General features: G+C 53.2%; 15 protein-coding genes. 3 read left to right on the top strand and 12 right to left on the bottom strand.

From position 1 onward, the window contains the following. The first annotated feature begins 242 nt into the window (after window positions 1–242). Window positions 243–1,625 (top strand): MATE family efflux transporter, encoded by a 1,383-nt coding sequence (locus tag QZ554_RS05920; protein WP_297194973.1) that lies wholly within the window; start codon window positions 243–245, stop codon window positions 1,623–1,625. 566 nt (window positions 1,626–2,191) lie between these two features. Here QZ554_RS05920 and QZ554_RS05925 read toward each other — a convergent pair. The 10 genes from QZ554_RS05925 to QZ554_RS05970 form a co-directional block, all read right to left on the bottom strand. Continuing rightward, a complete protein-coding gene (locus QZ554_RS05925; protein WP_297194975.1) occupies window positions 2,192–2,812 on the bottom strand; it encodes a porin family protein in 621 nt (206 codons plus the stop codon). A gap of 164 nt (window positions 2,813–2,976) precedes the next feature. Continuing rightward, window positions 2,977–4,056, bottom strand: coding sequence for a glycosyltransferase family 4 protein (locus QZ554_RS05930; protein WP_297194977.1), 1,080 nt, complete (start codon window positions 4,054–4,056; stop codon window positions 2,977–2,979). Between the two features lie 119 nt (window positions 4,057–4,175). After that, window positions 4,176–4,970: a nucleoside triphosphate pyrophosphohydrolase gene (mazG, locus tag QZ554_RS05935; RefSeq protein ID WP_297194979.1), complete on the bottom strand. Its 795-nt coding sequence runs from the start codon at window positions 4,968–4,970 to the stop codon at window positions 4,176–4,178. 1 nt (window position 4,971) lies between these two features. After that, window positions 4,972–6,993 (bottom strand): cytochrome c biogenesis protein CcdA, encoded by a 2,022-nt coding sequence (locus QZ554_RS05940; protein ID WP_297195000.1) that lies wholly within the window; start codon window positions 6,991–6,993, stop codon window positions 4,972–4,974. Window positions 6,994–7,124: 131 nt separating this feature from the next. Beyond that, on the bottom strand, window positions 7,125–8,132 hold the full coding sequence (locus QZ554_RS05945) for a pseudouridine synthase (RefSeq protein WP_297194981.1): 1,008 nt from the start codon (window positions 8,130–8,132) through the stop codon (window positions 7,125–7,127). 22 nt (window positions 8,133–8,154) lie between these two features. Further along, window positions 8,155–8,511, bottom strand: a complete 357-nt coding sequence (locus QZ554_RS05950; protein ID WP_297194983.1) for a hypothetical protein — start codon at window positions 8,509–8,511, stop codon at window positions 8,155–8,157. 11 nt (window positions 8,512–8,522) lie between these two features. Next, the gene (locus tag QZ554_RS05955) at window positions 8,523–8,885 is read right to left on the bottom strand and encodes a septum formation initiator family protein (protein WP_297194985.1); all 363 of its coding nucleotides are present in this window, start codon (window positions 8,883–8,885) and stop codon (window positions 8,523–8,525) included. Between the two features lie 42 nt (window positions 8,886–8,927). Beyond that, a complete protein-coding gene (gene menA, locus QZ554_RS05960) occupies window positions 8,928–9,827 on the bottom strand; it encodes a 1,4-dihydroxy-2-naphthoate octaprenyltransferase (protein WP_297194987.1) in 900 nt (299 codons plus the stop codon). 2 nt (window positions 9,828–9,829) lie between these two features. Next, the gene (locus QZ554_RS05965) at window positions 9,830–11,161 is read right to left on the bottom strand and encodes an aspartate kinase (protein ID WP_297194989.1); all 1,332 of its coding nucleotides are present in this window, start codon (window positions 11,159–11,161) and stop codon (window positions 9,830–9,832) included. 33 nt (window positions 11,162–11,194) lie between these two features. Then, on the bottom strand, window positions 11,195–11,857 hold the full coding sequence (locus tag QZ554_RS05970; protein ID WP_297194991.1) for an ATP-binding cassette domain-containing protein: 663 nt from the start codon (window positions 11,855–11,857) through the stop codon (window positions 11,195–11,197). A 431-nt stretch (window positions 11,858–12,288) separates the two neighbouring features. Here QZ554_RS05970 and QZ554_RS05975 point away from each other — a divergent pair, with 431 nt between their 5' ends. Both QZ554_RS05975 and QZ554_RS05980 read left to right on the top strand, forming a co-directional pair. Next, window positions 12,289–13,476: an AAA family ATPase gene (locus tag QZ554_RS05975; RefSeq protein WP_297194992.1), complete on the top strand. Its 1,188-nt coding sequence runs from the start codon at window positions 12,289–12,291 to the stop codon at window positions 13,474–13,476. Window positions 13,477–13,505: 29 nt separating this feature from the next. Continuing rightward, a complete protein-coding gene (locus QZ554_RS05980; RefSeq protein ID WP_297194994.1) occupies window positions 13,506–15,728 on the top strand; it encodes a beta-N-acetylglucosaminidase domain-containing protein in 2,223 nt (740 codons plus the stop codon). A gap of 46 nt (window positions 15,729–15,774) precedes the next feature. Here QZ554_RS05980 and QZ554_RS05985 read toward each other — a convergent pair whose 3' ends face one another. Together QZ554_RS05985 and QZ554_RS05990 are read right to left on the bottom strand one after the other, a co-directional pair. Beyond that, window positions 15,775–16,413: an aminotransferase class IV gene (locus tag QZ554_RS05985; RefSeq protein ID WP_297194997.1), complete on the bottom strand. Its 639-nt coding sequence runs from the start codon at window positions 16,411–16,413 to the stop codon at window positions 15,775–15,777. Continuing rightward, window positions 16,383–17,187 (bottom strand): aminodeoxychorismate synthase component I (locus QZ554_RS05990; protein WP_297194998.1); only part of this gene is annotated, 805 nt, incomplete at its 5' end. The genes QZ554_RS05985 and QZ554_RS05990, both read right to left, overlap by 31 nt.

Here is a 17,187-nt window from a genome sequence, read left to right on the forward strand (position 1 = left end):
CCTCGGGTAGAGTATCCCGATCTAGGCTCTTAGGTCTATCACACTGACGGGGCATCCACTCTGACATAGGAGAGGTTGCTTAGTCCCCTAGGCATCCTCGGGTAGAGTATCCCGATCTAGGCTCTTAGGTCTATCACACTGACGGGGCATTCACTCTGACATAGGAGAGGTTACTTAGTCCCCTAGATTAGGGTAGCAGGCTAGATAGTCAGTGTACAATAGCTACCTTTGTGGGCATAAGTATGGGAGATAATAGAGACTTACACATTGAGCCTACGGGCAGTCGATGGAGCGAGCGCCGCAGTTCACTTGCGGAGCTACTCCGCATAGGTACACCGATCATCCTAGGACAGCTAGGGATTATCACGGTGAACTTCGCCGACAACATCATGGTCGGCAAATACCATACGGATGCCCTAGCCTCCGCCTCGTTCGTCAATAACATCTTCTCCGTCTTCTTCGTCCTAGGTATGGGCTTCACTTATGGGCTCACACCACTCATCTCCAGCTCCTTTGCACGAGGAGATCAGCCACGACTAGGGAGACTACTGCGACATAGTAGTCTACTAAACCTCTGGGTAGGCGGAGCACTCACCCTCGCTCTGCTCGTGATCTATACCCTGCTCGGGCAGTTCAAGCTACCACCGCACCTCCTCCCTCAGGTACGATCCTACTTCATCCTACAGCTCATCTCGTTCGCCGTCTTCATGGCTTCGGGAGCTCTCAAGCAGTTCTTTGACGGGATCGGACGTACGAGGGTACCGATGTGGATCATCCTAAGTTCGAATGCGCTGAACATACTAGGCAACTACCTCCTGATATTCGGCGAGCTGGGAGCTCCCGAACTTGGGCTCTTCGGGGCGGGACTCTCTACCCTACTAGCCCGAATCTATATGCTCATCGCCCTAGTCTATGTCCTGCGCCGAAGTCAAGACCTCAGGACACCCTACCGGGCCTTCCGGGAGCGAGGCTGGCGTACCCCCTACATACAGCGTCTCTTCCGACTGGGTTTACCCATCGGGGTGCAGATGGGAGTAGAGGCAGGAGCATGGGCCTTCGCTATCCTATTGGTCACCCCTCTAGGAGTAGATGCCCTAGCTGTACATCAGATCCTAGTCACCCTGACTCTACTCGGCTACCTCGTCTACTATGGGCTAGGAGCAGCCACGACGATACTCGTGAGCCGTGCCCACAGCACAGGGGACAAGAGACGGGCAAGGCAGACCGCCGTTATAGCTCTCGCTCTAGCGGAGGGCACAGCCCTAGTGGTCATGCTCGGGCTACTCGTCCTAAGGCACCAGGTCGGGTATATCTTCAGTGACGACCCAGCCGTCATCCTGATGACCTCCGTAGCAGTCATCCCTATGGCGCTCTACCAACCCGGAGATGCCCTACAAGTAATCTATGGCAATGCCCTAAGAGGTATGGAGGATGTCAAGCGCATGACCCTCTATGCCTGTGCTATTCACCTCATACTCGCTCCTTTGCTCTCCTATATCTTTGGATTCCTCATGGGTATCGAGGATGCAGGGCTGAGGCTCACGGCTATATGGAGCTCCTTCCCGATCAGCCTCCTCCTGCTGGGGATCTTCCTATATAAGCGGTTCTACCAGATCACGAGATAGAGCCCATACCCTCCTCTAGGACAAGAATTCGGGTATCCACTCGACAGCGAATAGAGCTACGCACTCCCCTAGTAGCTTGCTACCCCCTCTGCTACCTCCTAGGGACACCACAGAGGACTCCGATGCAAGGCTATCATAGATGTGCGACACTACGCACTCTGCTATCAGATATGAGTGGAGGGAAGTATCCATCCCGATACACCACAGCTCTAGGAACGACCTCACACCTCGGGAATAACAACCTCTCCAAGCCCCCACCCAAGGTCATATAATCCCCCTAAAAGAGGACACGTAATGCTCGCTCCCATCACCTATGTAAGGTGACGAGAGCGAGCATTACGTGTTCTCTTCCCCCCTCTCGGTATGTCCTCTCTCACCCTCCTAGAATATCCGATACAGAGCGTGCTACAGAAGGAGCATATCCTTCGCTCCAGCCACCTACGCCCGAGACAGCCCAAAGCTAATTAGTCCTCTTCCCGACACACCCCAAATAGTAAGCCCACCTCTCTCTGGCCTAGTGTACCAGAGTGAGGTGGGCTACCCAGTGCTAAGACTTACGGAGTGGGTTAGATCTTGAGACCTAGACCTAGGGTAAGCGTAGCGTTCTTGAAGTTATTCTTATCACTGATCTGGAGCTGCTTCAGTGAAGAGTTGTTCTTATCAAGCGTATTGATCAACCCATGCGTATAGCGAAGGTCGAGTAATACCCCCTTGGTGATCAGGAACTCAACCCCTGCACCGACACCGAAGTCAAGCGAGGCAAAGGTGTCCTTATTGAGCTTCACAGAGTTGTTATTGAGGGCGATCTCTTGCGTGGGCGTTCCGACGAGGAAGCCCAGCTGAGGTCCAGCCATGAGGGAGAGGTTCCCGAGCTTGAGCTTAGCCATCACGGGGACATTGATATAGCTGGTCTTGAGCTGTAGGGAGACCGTCTGTCCTAGGTGCGTTGCTTCCCACTTAGCGCCCTGCTGCGAGTAGATTACCTCGGGCTGTAGAGCTAGGAAGGAGGTCATCGGAAGTTCGATGAAAGCCCCTGCGTAGAAGCTCCCACGTCCCTTCATCTCGGCACCGTTCATCTTACCACCGTTGAGTGTGGAGTAGCCGATACCCCCCTTGATCCCGAAGCTCTGAGCACTGATCCCTAGCGTCGAGAAGAGGAGTACAGCCATTGCAAATAGTTTCTTCATCTTGTTGTTCTTAGTCTGAAGTTATTAGGGGCATAGCCCCATGTATGATATACATCTTGTTACCCTAGGTAAACGGAGGAAGTCCATTAGATGGTATAAGTCCCCCTTAGCAACTAGCAGGATAAACAAGCGTTAGTCCCCACCTGGAGGACTCATGTGAAGAGTTAGACAGCTAGAGAGCGGAAGAGGTAGGCGAAGATCTCCGTATAACGCTCGGGGCTGAAGTCACGTGCTATACGCTCACGTCCTAGACGCCCCATAGCTCTACGCTCCTCGGGATGCTCTAGCATCCAAAGGATAGCCTTAGCCAACGCTTCGGGATCTTGGGCTGGTGCGAGTAGCCCCGTCTCACCTGGCAGGATCAAGTCCCTACTACCCGGGATGTCACTGACGATCGTGGGCAGAGACAGAGACATCGCCTCACGTACGACACGTGGAGAGGCATCACGCCAGCTCGGAAGGACATAGACATCGGAGGCAGCCATATAGCGCATAGCCTCTGGTCGCTCGCCTAGGAAAAGGATATTGGGGGCAATCGGGCTAGACTGGACGAAGAGCCGCTCCTGCTCATCATAGTCTCCCACTAGCGTTAGTCCGATCCTATCATCTCGGAGTAGTAGCATGGCCTCTAGTAGGGTGTGTAGCCCCTTAAAGGGACGCCCCCTATTGTTGGCGACCATCACCAGACGCAGTGACTTCCCCTGTAGCTCGGGCAGCTCAATGGGAGAGCGGAGAGCTTGATCAGCCCAGGGCAGAGAGAAGGGCTTGGTCGCCACCGTGAGCTTGGATGGAGAGAAGAAAGTACGTAGGTAGGCAGCCACATGCTCCGTCTCACAGACGATATGATGTACCCGCGGGTTCAGGATACCGAGGTAGTAAGTGGGATCCGTACGACGAATACGAGCTCCCGTCCCCCGGTAGGCTATATTCTTCACCGAGGAGAATAGGGTCGCTAGGAGTGCATTCGATAGCCCCGAACTACCCGGGGAGTAGGTGTGCGTGAAGTGGTACTGGCGCATATATCGGCGCAGGAGACGACACACCGATAGGTTCACCTTGCCCGTGATCGGGGGGCTGGGCAGGTAGGTCACCCCTCGCTCAACGACAGCTGAGGCGATACCCTCCCGAGTCATGTATACCTCGAAGTCTGGGAGAGCCGCAAGCCCCTCCGCTAGGATGATCGTAGACTCATCGGCCTCACGATGAGTGATGAGTAGACGAATATTGGTCGCTGGATAAGACATCTATACTTGGATAGGAGAGATACAAAAAGCAGACCTCACCACACCTCACCCCTAGATCATCAGAGGGCAATGGTGTAGTGAGGTCAGTAGCTAGATAGTAGCATATCGAGAGGGGAAGACTAAGCCTTAGGCTCGAGAGCCTTTGCCTCCTCCCAGAAGGCATCCATCTCGCCAAGGGTCATATCCTTGATCGAGCGCCCCTGCTCCTTGGCTTTTGCCTCTATATAGCCGAAGCGATGAATAAACTTCTCATTCGTACGGCTAAGGGCATTGTCGGGATTGATCTTATACTTACGTGCAGCATTGATCACACTGAAGAGGAAGTCCCCGAGCTCTGCCTCCATGGCATCAGCATCGTGGTGAGCTACGGCCTCACGAAGCTCCTGGAGCTCCTCCTCGACCTTAGCCCAGACGTCCTCGGGCTTCTCCCAGTCGAAGCCCACACCACGAGCCTTATCCTGTATGCGATAGGCCTTGATGAGGGTAGGTAGGGAATCTGGGACACCCCAGAGGACGGTCTTGTTACCATCCTTCTCCTTTTGCTTGAGCTCTTCCCATCGCTCTAGGACTATATCTGTGCTCTCGGCCGTAGCCTCCCCATAGACATGGGGATGACGGTAGATGAGCTTATCACAGAGCGCATGCGAGACATCGGCGATATCGTAGAGTCCCTTCTCCTCACCTATACGGCTGTAGAAGACGATATGCAGGAGGACATCCCCGAGTTCTTTCTTGATCTCCTCGGGCTCTCCCCTGAGGAGGGCATCGGAGAGCTCATAGACCTCCTCGATGGTATTCGTACGAAGGCTCTCGTTGGTCTGCTCCCTATCCCAAGGGCACTCGGCACGCAGGCGCTCCAGCACGTCTAGTAGACGGCTGAAGGCTGCGAGCTTCTCTTCTCTTGTATGCGACATCTTACTTCTTGCGAGCTGTGTACTCCGCTAGACCACTCTTGAGGAAGTCCATATAGGCAGGTACATCTTCGTTGTAAGCATAGGAGGAGGCAAGAGGCTTACCCTCGTTATCCAGTAGGACATAGAAGGGCTGGGCATTAGCACCGAACTTCATGCGCTGTAGATAGCTCCACTTGTCGCCGATCGTACGTAGCTTGACCTTCTTACCTGCCTCCTCGACCTCGATAGTCTCTGGTAGTGCCGTCTTCTCATCGACCATGAGGGTGATGAGGACATAGTCGTTGTCGAGGGTGGCCTTGACATTAGCATCAGTCCATACGGAGGCCTCCATCTTACGGCAGTTCACACAACCATAGCCCGAGAAGTCTATGATCACAGGCTTACCTACCTGCTTAGCATAGGCCATACCCGTCTCATAGTCTGAGAACTGAGCGTGTACCTCACCCTTATAGAGATTGAGATCCTGCGTGCTCAGCGGAGGAGAGAAGGCACTGATAGCACGAAGAGGTGCTCCCACGAGCCCTGGCACCATATAGAGCGCAAAGGCAAACGAGACGATCGCTAGGAAAAGGGCTGGTATAGGAGTCTTCTCCTGAGGGGTATCGTGAGGGAAGCGAATCTTACCAATCAGATACAGTCCGAGCAGAGTGAAGATCACGATCCAGAGCGAGAGGAAGACCTCACGGTCTAGGATGTGCCATCCGTAAGCTAGGTCTGCGACAGAGAGGAACTTCAGGGCGAGAGCGAGCTCAATGAAGGCTAGTACGACCTTCACAGAGTTGAGCCACCCACCACTCTTTGGCATGGACTGCAGGAGATTCGGGAAGATGGCGAAGAGTGTGAAGGGAAGGGCAAGTGCTAGAGCAAAGCCAAGCATCCCTATAGCAGGAGCCAAGATCCCCGAGGAGGACGTCGCTGCCTGTACCAGCAGTGTCCCGATGATAGGGCCGGTGCAGGAGAAGGAGACGAGAGACAGGGTGAAGGCCATGAAGAAGATGCTCACCAGGCCAGAGGCAGAGTCGGCCTTTTGGTCCATCTTGCTCGTCCATGATGCGGGGAGGACAAGCTCGAATGCCCCGAAGAAGGAGATGGCAAAGAAGACGAGTAGGAGGAAGAAGGCAATATTGAAGTACGCATTCGTCGCTAGGTCATTCAATGCACTTGCACCAAAGGCAGCCGAGACAGCCAGCCCTAGAGCCACGTAGATAACGATGATCGAGATCCCGTAGAGTATAGCATCACGGATCCCCTTCTTGCGATCCTTAGAACGCTTGAGGAAGAAGCTAACCGTCATTGGGATCATAGGCCATACACATGGGGTGACGAGGGCAACGAGCCCTCCTAGGAAGCCCCCTACTAGGAGCATCCATAGAGAACCATCAGCCTGAGTAAGAGCCTTGTCACCATAAGCCTTTAACTCTGGTATCACAGGTGCCCACAGATCTGAGACAGCATCCTTGGCCATCCCTTGGTCCACCGATAGCGTATCTGGGGCAGATGCAGCGCTATCGGCTGAGGGCTCCCCCACGCTAGGGGTAGCATCTTGGGGTGCTGGAGTCTCTGTGGTAGCAGCAGGAGCAGCCTCAGAGAGCTTACCGAGATCCTTAGCTTGAACGGAGAAATCCCAGTTACTAGGTGTGAGGCAACGCTCATCATCGCAGGCCATGTGGCGAATAGCCCCCTCGAAGGCAAACTTCTTGGGGTCAGTAATGCGTATCTTCTGACGGAAGGAGACCTTTCCGCTAAAGAAGCGAAGGGTCATCTCGAAGTTAGGATCATACTTCTCTATGGGCTTAGCATCAGAGGTAAGCTTACCGACAAGCTCTGCGCCAGAGATCTTGTCCACGAGAAGGTGTGTGGGGGTAGGACCACCTGCAGGTAGCTCTGTGGCATAGAGGTGCCAGTTGGGCTTGATGCTTGCCGTCAGGACGATCGTCTTCTCCGTAGGTGAGTTATCCTCTACAGTACGTGTCCAGCTGACGATGTCACGCAAGATCTGTGCTTGTGCACCTGTGAGCGCCATGAAGGCAAGTGCTACACCGAGAGCACTCCTCCTTAGGTAACGAAGGAGAGAGCGCGAGGGCTTGTGTTTAGTCTTCATAATTTATGATTTGTGCAAAATGTTGGTCTATACATTGAGGGCTTCCAGCGGTACTACTTACCACGTCCCTGCCGTGGCTTCGCTCTCTTAACGCTCCTAGGTGACGTATTCGTACGCAGGAGTTTACGGAAGAGAGGCGGTATAGGCTGGCTAAAGTCTAGCTCTTCACTTGTCACTGGATGGACGAGGCTTAGGTGAATACCCTCTAGGGCTACGTACCCCAGCTCCTTCTCCGATGAGCCATTACGCCAGTCCCCGACAATGGGACAACGGAGAGAGGCAAACTGACGACGAAGGCGGTTATTGCGCCCCGAGATAAGATCCACCGAGAGGAGACTACGGGTCTCTCCTGTGGCAAGAGTGCGGTAGGAGGCACGTCCAGCCCCAAGTGTATCCTCTGTCGTACGGGAGCGTCCTCGACGACCCTGCTCCTCCTGAGCCTTGCTATCGGAGGCAGGTACGAGGAGACCTTCACTTGGGTTAGGCTGTCTCTCTGTCACCACGGCGAACTGCTGACGGCGACAATACTTCTGCCACTCCTCACTCAGTCGGGTCTGTAGCTCCCTGCTCTTAGTGAAGACGACAAAGCCTGCGCTGTCCTTATCTAGTCGAGTGACGTGGTAGACCTTAGCCTGAGGGTTGAAGGTCTTTAGATGCTCCGAGAGCAGACGCAGGGCAGTCTTATCCTTCTCTTCGCCGCTAGCTACGGTGGGGATACCTGCAGCCTTGCGAATGATGATCAAGTACTCATCTTGGTAGATGATGTCGATCTGTGGGTGTACGAGCCGACTAGGCAGAGGGTTGGGATGAAGGCTGACGACATCCCCCCCCTTAAGCGGGGTATCAAACTGCGTCGTGGGCTCTCCATTAACCGAGATAAAGCGGTCATGGAGGAGTTGTTTGATCGTAGTCCGACTCTTATCTGAGAGAGAAGCGATCAAGAAGGGCAGAAGAGTCCCCTCCTCAGCCACTGTCAGCTTCAGGAGTTGCTTTCTACTACCAGGGACGGAGACTCGCTGCTTCGTCCTTGTCTCAGTAGGTTTCTTTATCTGTTTATCCATTCTGATGGAGGATATTCCGAGGTTATTGCTGTTTTGATTTCTTATCTCCGATATAGAGCAGGATATTGCCATAGCACATATACACTAGTCCGAGGACTAGGAAGACGAGCCAGGCATTCTGTCCATAGGCATCGAAGAGTCCGAAGCGAGCCACACCAGAGAGCGTAAAGAGTAGCCCAGAGAAGACCCCCATACGTGCGACACGGCGTACCAACCGAGGCTGATCCCTCAGCGGGGCTAATATATAGTACAAGGTATAGCCTACCCCTCCTAGGGTATAGAGCACATCGAAGGCCGTGTGCCGAGTCATCGCTAGGGCTGCCCCCGAGAGGAGCATTAGGACGCTGACTATATATAGGTACTTATACTTCTTGTCCATATTTCATCTAGTTATTTATCTTGCGTCTGCTCAGGAGGTGCTATTACGAAGAGTTCTTCTCCAGGTGCATGCATATAGTACTTCTCCCGAGCGATGCGCTCGATAAGCTCTGGATTGTTGCGGATCTCACTGAGGCGAGCGCTGTCGGCTTCGTATCGGGGACGATAGTAGTTATACTCCTTCTCTAGGAAGGCCTTTCGCTCCTTGTGTCTCATATAGGAGAAGATCGTGCGCTCCCCTATGAAGAGGGTAAAGACAATCGTGACTGCCCCTACTAATACGTAGCGGAGCCACGAGTGGCGGCGACCAAATCCTATAAGCGCCTGATAGCGGGCTCTAATATAGTCACGAGAGGCGTCCTGAGGTAATGCCATGATCAATATATACTGCTAGAATAGTCGATATCCATAGGTTGTTCACACGACACAGTCCTGTAAGAGGAGCATTGCTCCCACTAGTAGCGCGAGGAAGAAGACATTCCTAGCCGTCAAACCTAAGACTCGATTAAGCTCTGCACCCTGCGCTGTCTGTAGAGCTCGGTGCGCATGGGTAAAGAGAAAGACGTATGGGAGCAACAGAAGCATCCCCCAAAAGGAGAAGATCGGGTAGAGTAAGCCCATAGAGAGCAACCCGAGAGTGAGGTAAAAGCGGGGAGCGAAGTCCCGTCCCATACGTACTATGAGTGTTCGCTTACCGACCTTACGATCCTCCTCTACATCCCGATAGTTATTGACGACAAGTATATTCACACTCGCCAGTCCTATGGCTGTGGCTAGATGCCAAAGGGTCAGGTCCATCACCGTCCCCCTAAGGATATAGAAGCTCGTTACCGTCGGTACCCATCCAAAGAAAACGAGAACTGCGACATCCCCTAGCCCATGATAAGAGAGCGGGTAAGGGCCTCCCGAATAAGCAAAGATCCCGAGGACGACGAATACCCCTACGAGGATCAGCCACCACGAGGATAGTGCGACCAAGGCAACCCCAGCACCGACTAGGAAGAGTAAGCTAAGGTACAACGCACATCGTACCTCTCGCTCTGTGAGCAGTCCCTTAGAGAGGGGGCGCAGGGGTCCCGTCCGCTCTTGGGTATCTGCCCCCTTCCGATAGTCAATGAGATCATTAGCGATGTTACTCCCGATCTGAGCAGAGATAGCTACGACGATCAGTAGCACAGCCTTCACCCAGTCGAGTGCACCTAGGCTAGCGGCATAGAAGAGAGCCACCAGCACAGAGCTAAGCCCCGAGAAGAGGGTACGCGGGCGAGTAAGCCCGAGCCATAGGGCTGTACGGGAGGGAGGTGGTGCTACACTCATCGCTAGGAGTTACGTCTGAAGAGGTGTTCACTTAGGGCGAGTAGTGTTCGCCGTTTATCCTCGGCCTCGACCAGTACCGTTAGGTTATAGTCACTCCCACCATAGGAGATCATTCGGATGGGGATCTCACTTAGGGCATTGAGGATCTGTGCTTCAAAGCCGATATTCTCCCACTCAAGATCTCCCACCACGCATACGATCGTCAGGTCATGCTCTACTTCTATAGCCCCTAGCTGGAGAAGCCCACTACGTAGGGAATCGGGCAGGGTTGGCCGCTCGATAGTCAGCGAGATAGAGACCTCGGTAGAGGCAATCATATCTATGGGGATGCAGTGGTGCTCAAAGAGGGAGAATACCTTGCCCATGAAGCTCCAGTGAGAGAGCTGATGGTTACTGCGGATACGGATCATCGTGATACCATCCTTTGCCGCTACGGCCTTGATGATATCCTTTTCCGTATCTAGCGAGATCAGGGTACCGGGAGCCTCGGGTACTAGCGTATTCAGCAGACGAACTGGGATACTACGTTTCTTGGCTGGCTGGATACAAGTAGGATGAAGAATCTTCGCTCCGAAGTAAGCGAGTTCAGAGGCCTCCTCGAAGTGGAGACGGCGCACAGGCGAGGTAGCATCCACGTAGCGTGGATCATTGTTATGCATACCATCGATGTCCGTCCAGATCTGGATCTCATCGGCCATGAGTGCTGCTCCCACTAGGGTAGCAGTGTAGTCACTTCCCCCACGTTGTAGGTTATCAATGTCTCCAAATGCATTGCGACAGATGTAGCCCTCTGTGATGAAGAGTCGAGTGCCCTGTGGGGCATGGCTGATTAGACTCCTTAGGTGACGTTCGATGAAGGCTTCATCGGGCTCGGCCTGCTTGTCTGTCCGCATGTACTCCAGAGCGGGCAAGCCTACAGCATGGACACCTCTATCGGCAAGGTGGCGCAGCATCATAGCCGTACTCAGGAGCTCTCCACGAGCCAAGATCTTCTTCTCATCAAAGAGAGTGAAGGTCTCGGCATAACAGATTTGTTCTAGGAAGAAGAAAGTCTCATTGACCAGTGTCCATGCCTTATCATAGCTCTTGGCTTCGGGGAAGAGCAGACGGGTCTCCTCCTCATACTTATGTTTGAGCTTCGTTAGGATGGTCAGAGCCTCATGCCGGTGATGTGCCATCAGTTGGCGACCGATCTCCACTAGGGCATTCGTCGTACCTGCCATAGCAGAGAGCACTACTACCTTGGGCTCGTCAGTAGCTGTGATGAGGTCAGCTACGTGCTGGATACGCTGGGCGGAGGCTACTGATGTGCCTCCAAACTTCATTACTTTCACCTATCGATACTTCTTTGTTCTTTGCCGGATACGTTAGAGGTCTTCCATCTCGATACATCGCGCAGGGAATCGCTCTAGGACGACCCTATTGTGGGTAGCCATGAGGACGGCTGTCCCTCGTTCCTTTGCTACGTGATGTAGGAGCTCGACTGTAGCGAGGCCATTCTCCACGTCTAGGTTGCCCGTAGGCTCATCGGCTAGGATAAGGTCTGGATTCCCGATGAGGGCACGTGCGATGCAGACACGCTGCTGCTCTCCCCCTGATAGCTCGTGTGGGTACTTGTAGTCCTTACGCTCTAGTCCCACCTCGTGGAGAGCCTCCTGTATCCTAGCCTTGCGGTCTGCCCCTCGGCTGACGCCGAAGGCACGTAGGATGATGTCGAGGTTGCTGTAGACATCTTGATCAGGGAGAAGCCTGAAGTCCTGAAAGACAATTCCTATCCTGCGCCTTAGGGCGGGCAGCATCCTACGTGAGATCTTAACCAGATCAATGTCTAAGACTCTAGCGTGTCCTTGCTTGATGGGGACCTCGGCATAGATCGTCTTCAGTAAGGTACTCTTACCTATACCGACAGGGCCTGTTAGGTAGACAAACTCACCTGCTGCCAGCTGAAGGCTAAAGTCCTCAAAGATGATATGCTCATGCCGAGCGATCTGGACACTCTGAAAGTCTAATATAGGCGTTGCTTCTGCCATCTAATTCTGCATTCTTTTATTGTATGCTCACAAAGATACACAAAGTGACGTACTTAGAGCGAACCATCCCTCATCCCCCATAAGAAGAGCCAGCCAGCGCCCCGCCTTCTCCCCTTGAGGCATCGGGGAAACCTCACTCAAGGTACCCTCAGTACCTCACGAGAGGTGCCCTCGCTACCTCCGATGAGGTTCCCCTAGCACCTCTTTGAGTACAAAAGCATCCCTTAAGAACACCCACTCACACATACACCGAACACATAGGCCTTGGAAGTAAAGTTTGCAACCGAGGCAGATTGGGGTGACTTAGCGTTGCTAAAGGCTTGTTATTCGCTAGGAAAGGGTTATTTTTGCCAAACATACACCCTCGGCCTGACATGCTCTGGAAGGATATCAGGGCTAGAGGAGAAAGCTATCAACAAAATAAGGAAGAAGTGGACAACCTACATCGTACTCACACCTACCTACTAAGACATGGTCGTGCTGGTCTGCAACGCAGGCTAATGGATGAGATTGACTGGAGTCAACGCATCATCGGTATCAAGGGATCACGTGGCGTAGGAAAGACGACATTCCTACTCGACTATGCTCGTAGGCACTTCGCACCTACCTCGCCAGAGTGTCTCTACATCAACCTCAACCAATTCCGCTTCACTACTCATTCCCTTGTGGACTTTGCGGGGAGCTTTATCCAGGGTGGAGGGCGAACACTCCTCCTAGACCAAGTCTTTAAGTACCCCAACTGGAAGGAGGAGTTCAAGCAATGCTACCGCATCTACCCCACCCTACATATCGTCTTCACCGCCTCGGCGGTTATGAACCTAGATGAGGAAGACCCAGAGCTGGCAGCTATCACATCGATCTATCACCTCGCTGGGTTCTCTTTACGGGAATTCATCCACCTAGATAATGGGATTGTCCTACCGACCTTTACCCTAGAGGATATCATGGAGCGTACCCAGGAGGTCGTAGGAGAGATCACGCGTTCCGTCAATCCAGCCCTATGGATGGATCGGTATCTGGAGTATGGCTACTACCCCTTCCATCTCGAGTCAAGGCTCTACTCGGAGAACCTGCTGAAGACCCTCAACATGACCCTAGAGGTCGACCTGCTCTTCATCAAGCAACTCGAGCAGCGACTCCTGCATAAGCTCCGCAAGCTGATCTTCCTCCTTGCCCAGCAGCCCCCCTTGTCGATGCTCAACGTCTCCCAGCTTGCCAACGAGATAGAGACCTCACGGACAACGGTGATGAACTACATCCGCTATCTATCGGATGCCCGTGTACTGCGTCCTACCTTCCGAGTAGACGAGACCGATACGAAGAAGCCTGCCATGATCTACCTTGGCAACCCCAACCTCTACAAGGCTCTCTCGGAAGATGAGCCCGACCGCTCGGAGCTCCTGAGGACATTTGTCTTCAATCAGATAAGCAAGGGACACGAGTTTCGCCTAGCCTCACGTTCCTCGATAGCTCTATTCGAGATAGATGGTAAGTACCCAGTACAGATCGAGTCTGAGCTCGGCGGACGTTACCGCAGTGACCGCTACTACGTGCTAGAGCAGGGTGACCTAAGCCGAGACAAGACCATCCCCGTATGGCTCTTCGGCTTCCTATACTGATTTCCTTTTAACCCTATACATTGTATCGCATGACACGTATACGCCCATCATGGGCTCTCCCTCTAATGAGTGCACTCATCGCAGGCTCTCTGGAGGCTCAGAGTCTCATCCCCGAGCTATACCCACGACCGCAACAAGTCACAGAGAGTCTAGGATGGCTCAAGATGAGCACACCCCTGCGACAGCTGCGCCAGAGGCTAGATACCCTCACCCTCACACAGATCAGAGAGAGCAAGGGGCTATATGCCAAGGCTAATCTACGCCTTGGGCTAAAGACTGACCCTAGACTCAGCAGCTACCGCACCAAGGTACCTACTCAGGATGAGAGCTACTACCTAGAGGTCAACTCTAGGGGGATCACCCTCGTGGGTGCAGACTCAGTAGGGCTCTACTATGGACTGCAAAGCCTCCGACAGCTCCTCGCATCCAATCAGGTACCTTACTGCAAGATCACTGACTATCCTAGCGTAGGACTACGTGGGGTAGTCGAGGGATTCTACGGCAACCCTTATAGCCATAGCGACCGCATCGAGCAGTTCAAGTTCTACGGACGCACCAAGCTCAATACCTATATATATGGCCCAAAGGATGACCCCTACCACAGAGACAAGTGGCGGGAGCTGTACCCCGAGCAGGAGCGCAAGCGTATCTCCGAGCTCGTCACACAGGCACACCAGAGAGGTGTACGCTTCGTCTGGGCAATCCATCCTGGACTAGACATCAAGTGGACCGAAGAGGATCGCAAGGCTGTCGTACGCAAGTGTGAGGATATGTATCGCCTAGGTGTACGCTCCTTCGCAGTCTTCTTTGACGATATAAGTGCAGACGATGAGTCCGCTCACCATCAGGCAGAGCTCCTCAACTACCTCTACGAGCACTTCGAGAAGACCGGTATGAAGATCGGCTCGCTCATCCTATGCCCCACGCAGTACAACCAAGCATGGGCCAAGGGTGCCTACCTCGATATCTTAGGCACGAAGATGAATCCTAAGATCGAGATCATGTGGACAGGAAAGACCGTCGTCACCATGATCGACCGAGAAACGATGGAGTATGTCAATGCTCGTATCCGCCGCAAGGGATATATCTGGCTTAACTATCCAGTGACAGACTTTGCAGTGGATCACATCCTCCTAGGCCCCATGCGAGGAAATGCCTCCGACATCGACCAGCTGGTTAGTGGCTTTGTGGCAAACCCTATGGAGTACGCAGAGGCATCCAAAGTCGGAGTATTCGGTGTAGCGGATTACCTATGGAATATGAAGGCTTATGATGCAGACCGTGCTTGGGAAGGTGCCGTCAAGGAACTTTACCCTCACTCGACAGAGGCCTTCCGCCACTTCGCTCAGGACAACGTCGATCCTGGTGCCAATGGCCATCGCTTCCGACTACAGGGTGAGTCCCGAGATATAGCCCCCGTCATCGCCCGCTTTAAGGAAAGCCTACTCGAGGGACACGTGGATCGCATCGCATGGAGTAAGCTACAAGATCGCTTCCGTACCATGGCAGAGGATGCCACCATTCTCCTCGCAGACAAGACAAACGAAGCCCTAAGCAAGGAACTCCGTCCTTGGGTAGAAGTCTACCACCACATGGCTCAGCAAGGGGGACTACTTCTGCGTATGCAGCGCCTACTGGCTAAGGGCAAAGCTGAGGAGTTCATGGCTAGCTACAAAGAGCTACAGAGCATCGAAAGCAAGCAAGGAGCTATACGCTCACGTGACTTCCCTGGCTCTCTGAACGCTCCTTACCCTAAGCCTGCAGACCAAGTCATAGCTCCCTTCCTCGCTTGGTTCAAGAGACAGCTCTACTCCGGCTACCGCAAGACCCATACCTACGAGGTAGATAAGCTACCAACTTCACTTATCGAAGCAGGCTCCTACTACATACGTGTCCAAGGTGCCTACCTTACCAATACAACTGAAGGTGTACAGCTCGTAGCAGAGGCAGATAGCATCAACCCTCAGCGTCAGGTATGGAGCATCTCCCTAGACCAAGAGAGTGGCAACTATATCATCACCAACGCACAGGATCAACAGCGTCTCAACTCTTCGCTCAAGCTTACCCGCAGTGCAGATAACCTCAGAGACTCCTTCGTACTCCACCGCAATGACAAGGGACACTTTGCCCTACAGAATGCCAAGGAGGCACTAGGATACATCTGGGGACTAAAGGACGGAAAGCTTCAGATCATCTACCGCAAGGCTGTCAAGCCCGAGGACTACATCCTCGAGCTACAACCTAGGGAATAGACAGATTAACTAGAGAGCTAAGGGCGGGGGCGAATAGCCTTCGCCCTTAGTATATTATTTGGTTTGGTGTAAGGGTAATTGCCTCCTCTAGGGGCATCATGGCATTGATAAGGTATATCCTACGGCTACGACGAAGGTCTTCACATGTTAGCCCCGCCTGCTCCTGTACCTTTCCCTGCTCTAGTAGACGACTTAGTTGAGTGCCCTTCAGTAGAGGTTGCGAGGGTGTTATTAGGTCACCTTTGGGTAGCTCCAGCAGGATGTTGGTGTAGGTCGTGTCTGTAAGACTCCCATCAGAGCGGACAAAGAGTACTTCCTCTTCCGATGATAGCCCTTGCCCTACACTTAGGAAGAAGCTACGATCAGCATACTTATAGCGATAAGAGAAATCCTCGGGGAGCTTACACAGACGAAGCCTCTGGATCTGTCTGCGATGGTAGGGAATACTTCGCACCTCGAGTACCTCCTCCCTGTTATAGTAGAGGGTTACCCGAAAGAGCTCCAACGACTCCGGAGCAGATGAGCATAATGCCTGCTCGACCAAATCAACACCTATATGTCCTCCATGAGCCAAAGCCGTAGCACGAATGCGCTCTAGGTGGCGAGGAAGATCAACGAAAGCTCCGCTCTCGTATCGAAGGGTATCGATGAAGGTTATTGGGGGATATAGATTTTCTGTATACACTCCTCGTATTCGTCCTTTGGCTGGCTATTAATCGTGACACCTCCACCTGATCGATAGTAGAGTTGCCCAGAGTAATCCTGCTCAATATAGCGGATCAGCACCGCTGAGTCTAGCTCTGAACCATCATAATACCCGCACACTCCCGTGTAGAAACCTCTCGGGCTATCCTCCGCTTGGCGTATGAGTTCTACTGTCTTCTCCTTTGGGGCTCCACTGATCGAACCTGCAGGTAGTAGCTCAAGCAACAAGTCCCCGAGAGCCCCTAGATACTTAGGTTGAATCCGCCCCCGTATCTCTGAGCTCATCTGAAGGAGGTCTCCCCGAGAAGTGTGCAGGCGGGTGAGGTACTTAAATCTAGCCACCTCTACCTCTGTCGCCACACGATTTAGATCGTTACGCATCAGATCGACTATGGTGCAGTGCTCACAGCCTTCCTTGTAGTCCGTACGAAGACGCTCTGCCGCATCAGGCAGGGTGGCATCAATAGTTCCCTTCATAGGGTGCGTACTGATCTTACCCTCACGTATCGAGACAAAGCACTCTGGTGAGAACGATACAAACCGCCCGGGCAGTAGTACTCTATACCTTGCCTGCGAAGTGAGGTAAATCTGCTCTAGACTCGCCTGACAAGTGATGGGGGTTCGCAGAGTAAGGTTGGAGAGGAAGCTATCGCCCCTTAGCAAACCCCTATGGATAATCTCATATCGACTTAGATAGGAAGCGTAGTCCTCTGGCTCTAGCGATAGCTCTACTGGAGCTACGGAAGCCTCAGGG

The organism is uncultured Porphyromonas sp. (genome assembly GCF_915070105.1).
Lineage (GTDB): Bacteria > Bacteroidota > Bacteroidia > Bacteroidales > Porphyromonadaceae > Porphyromonas.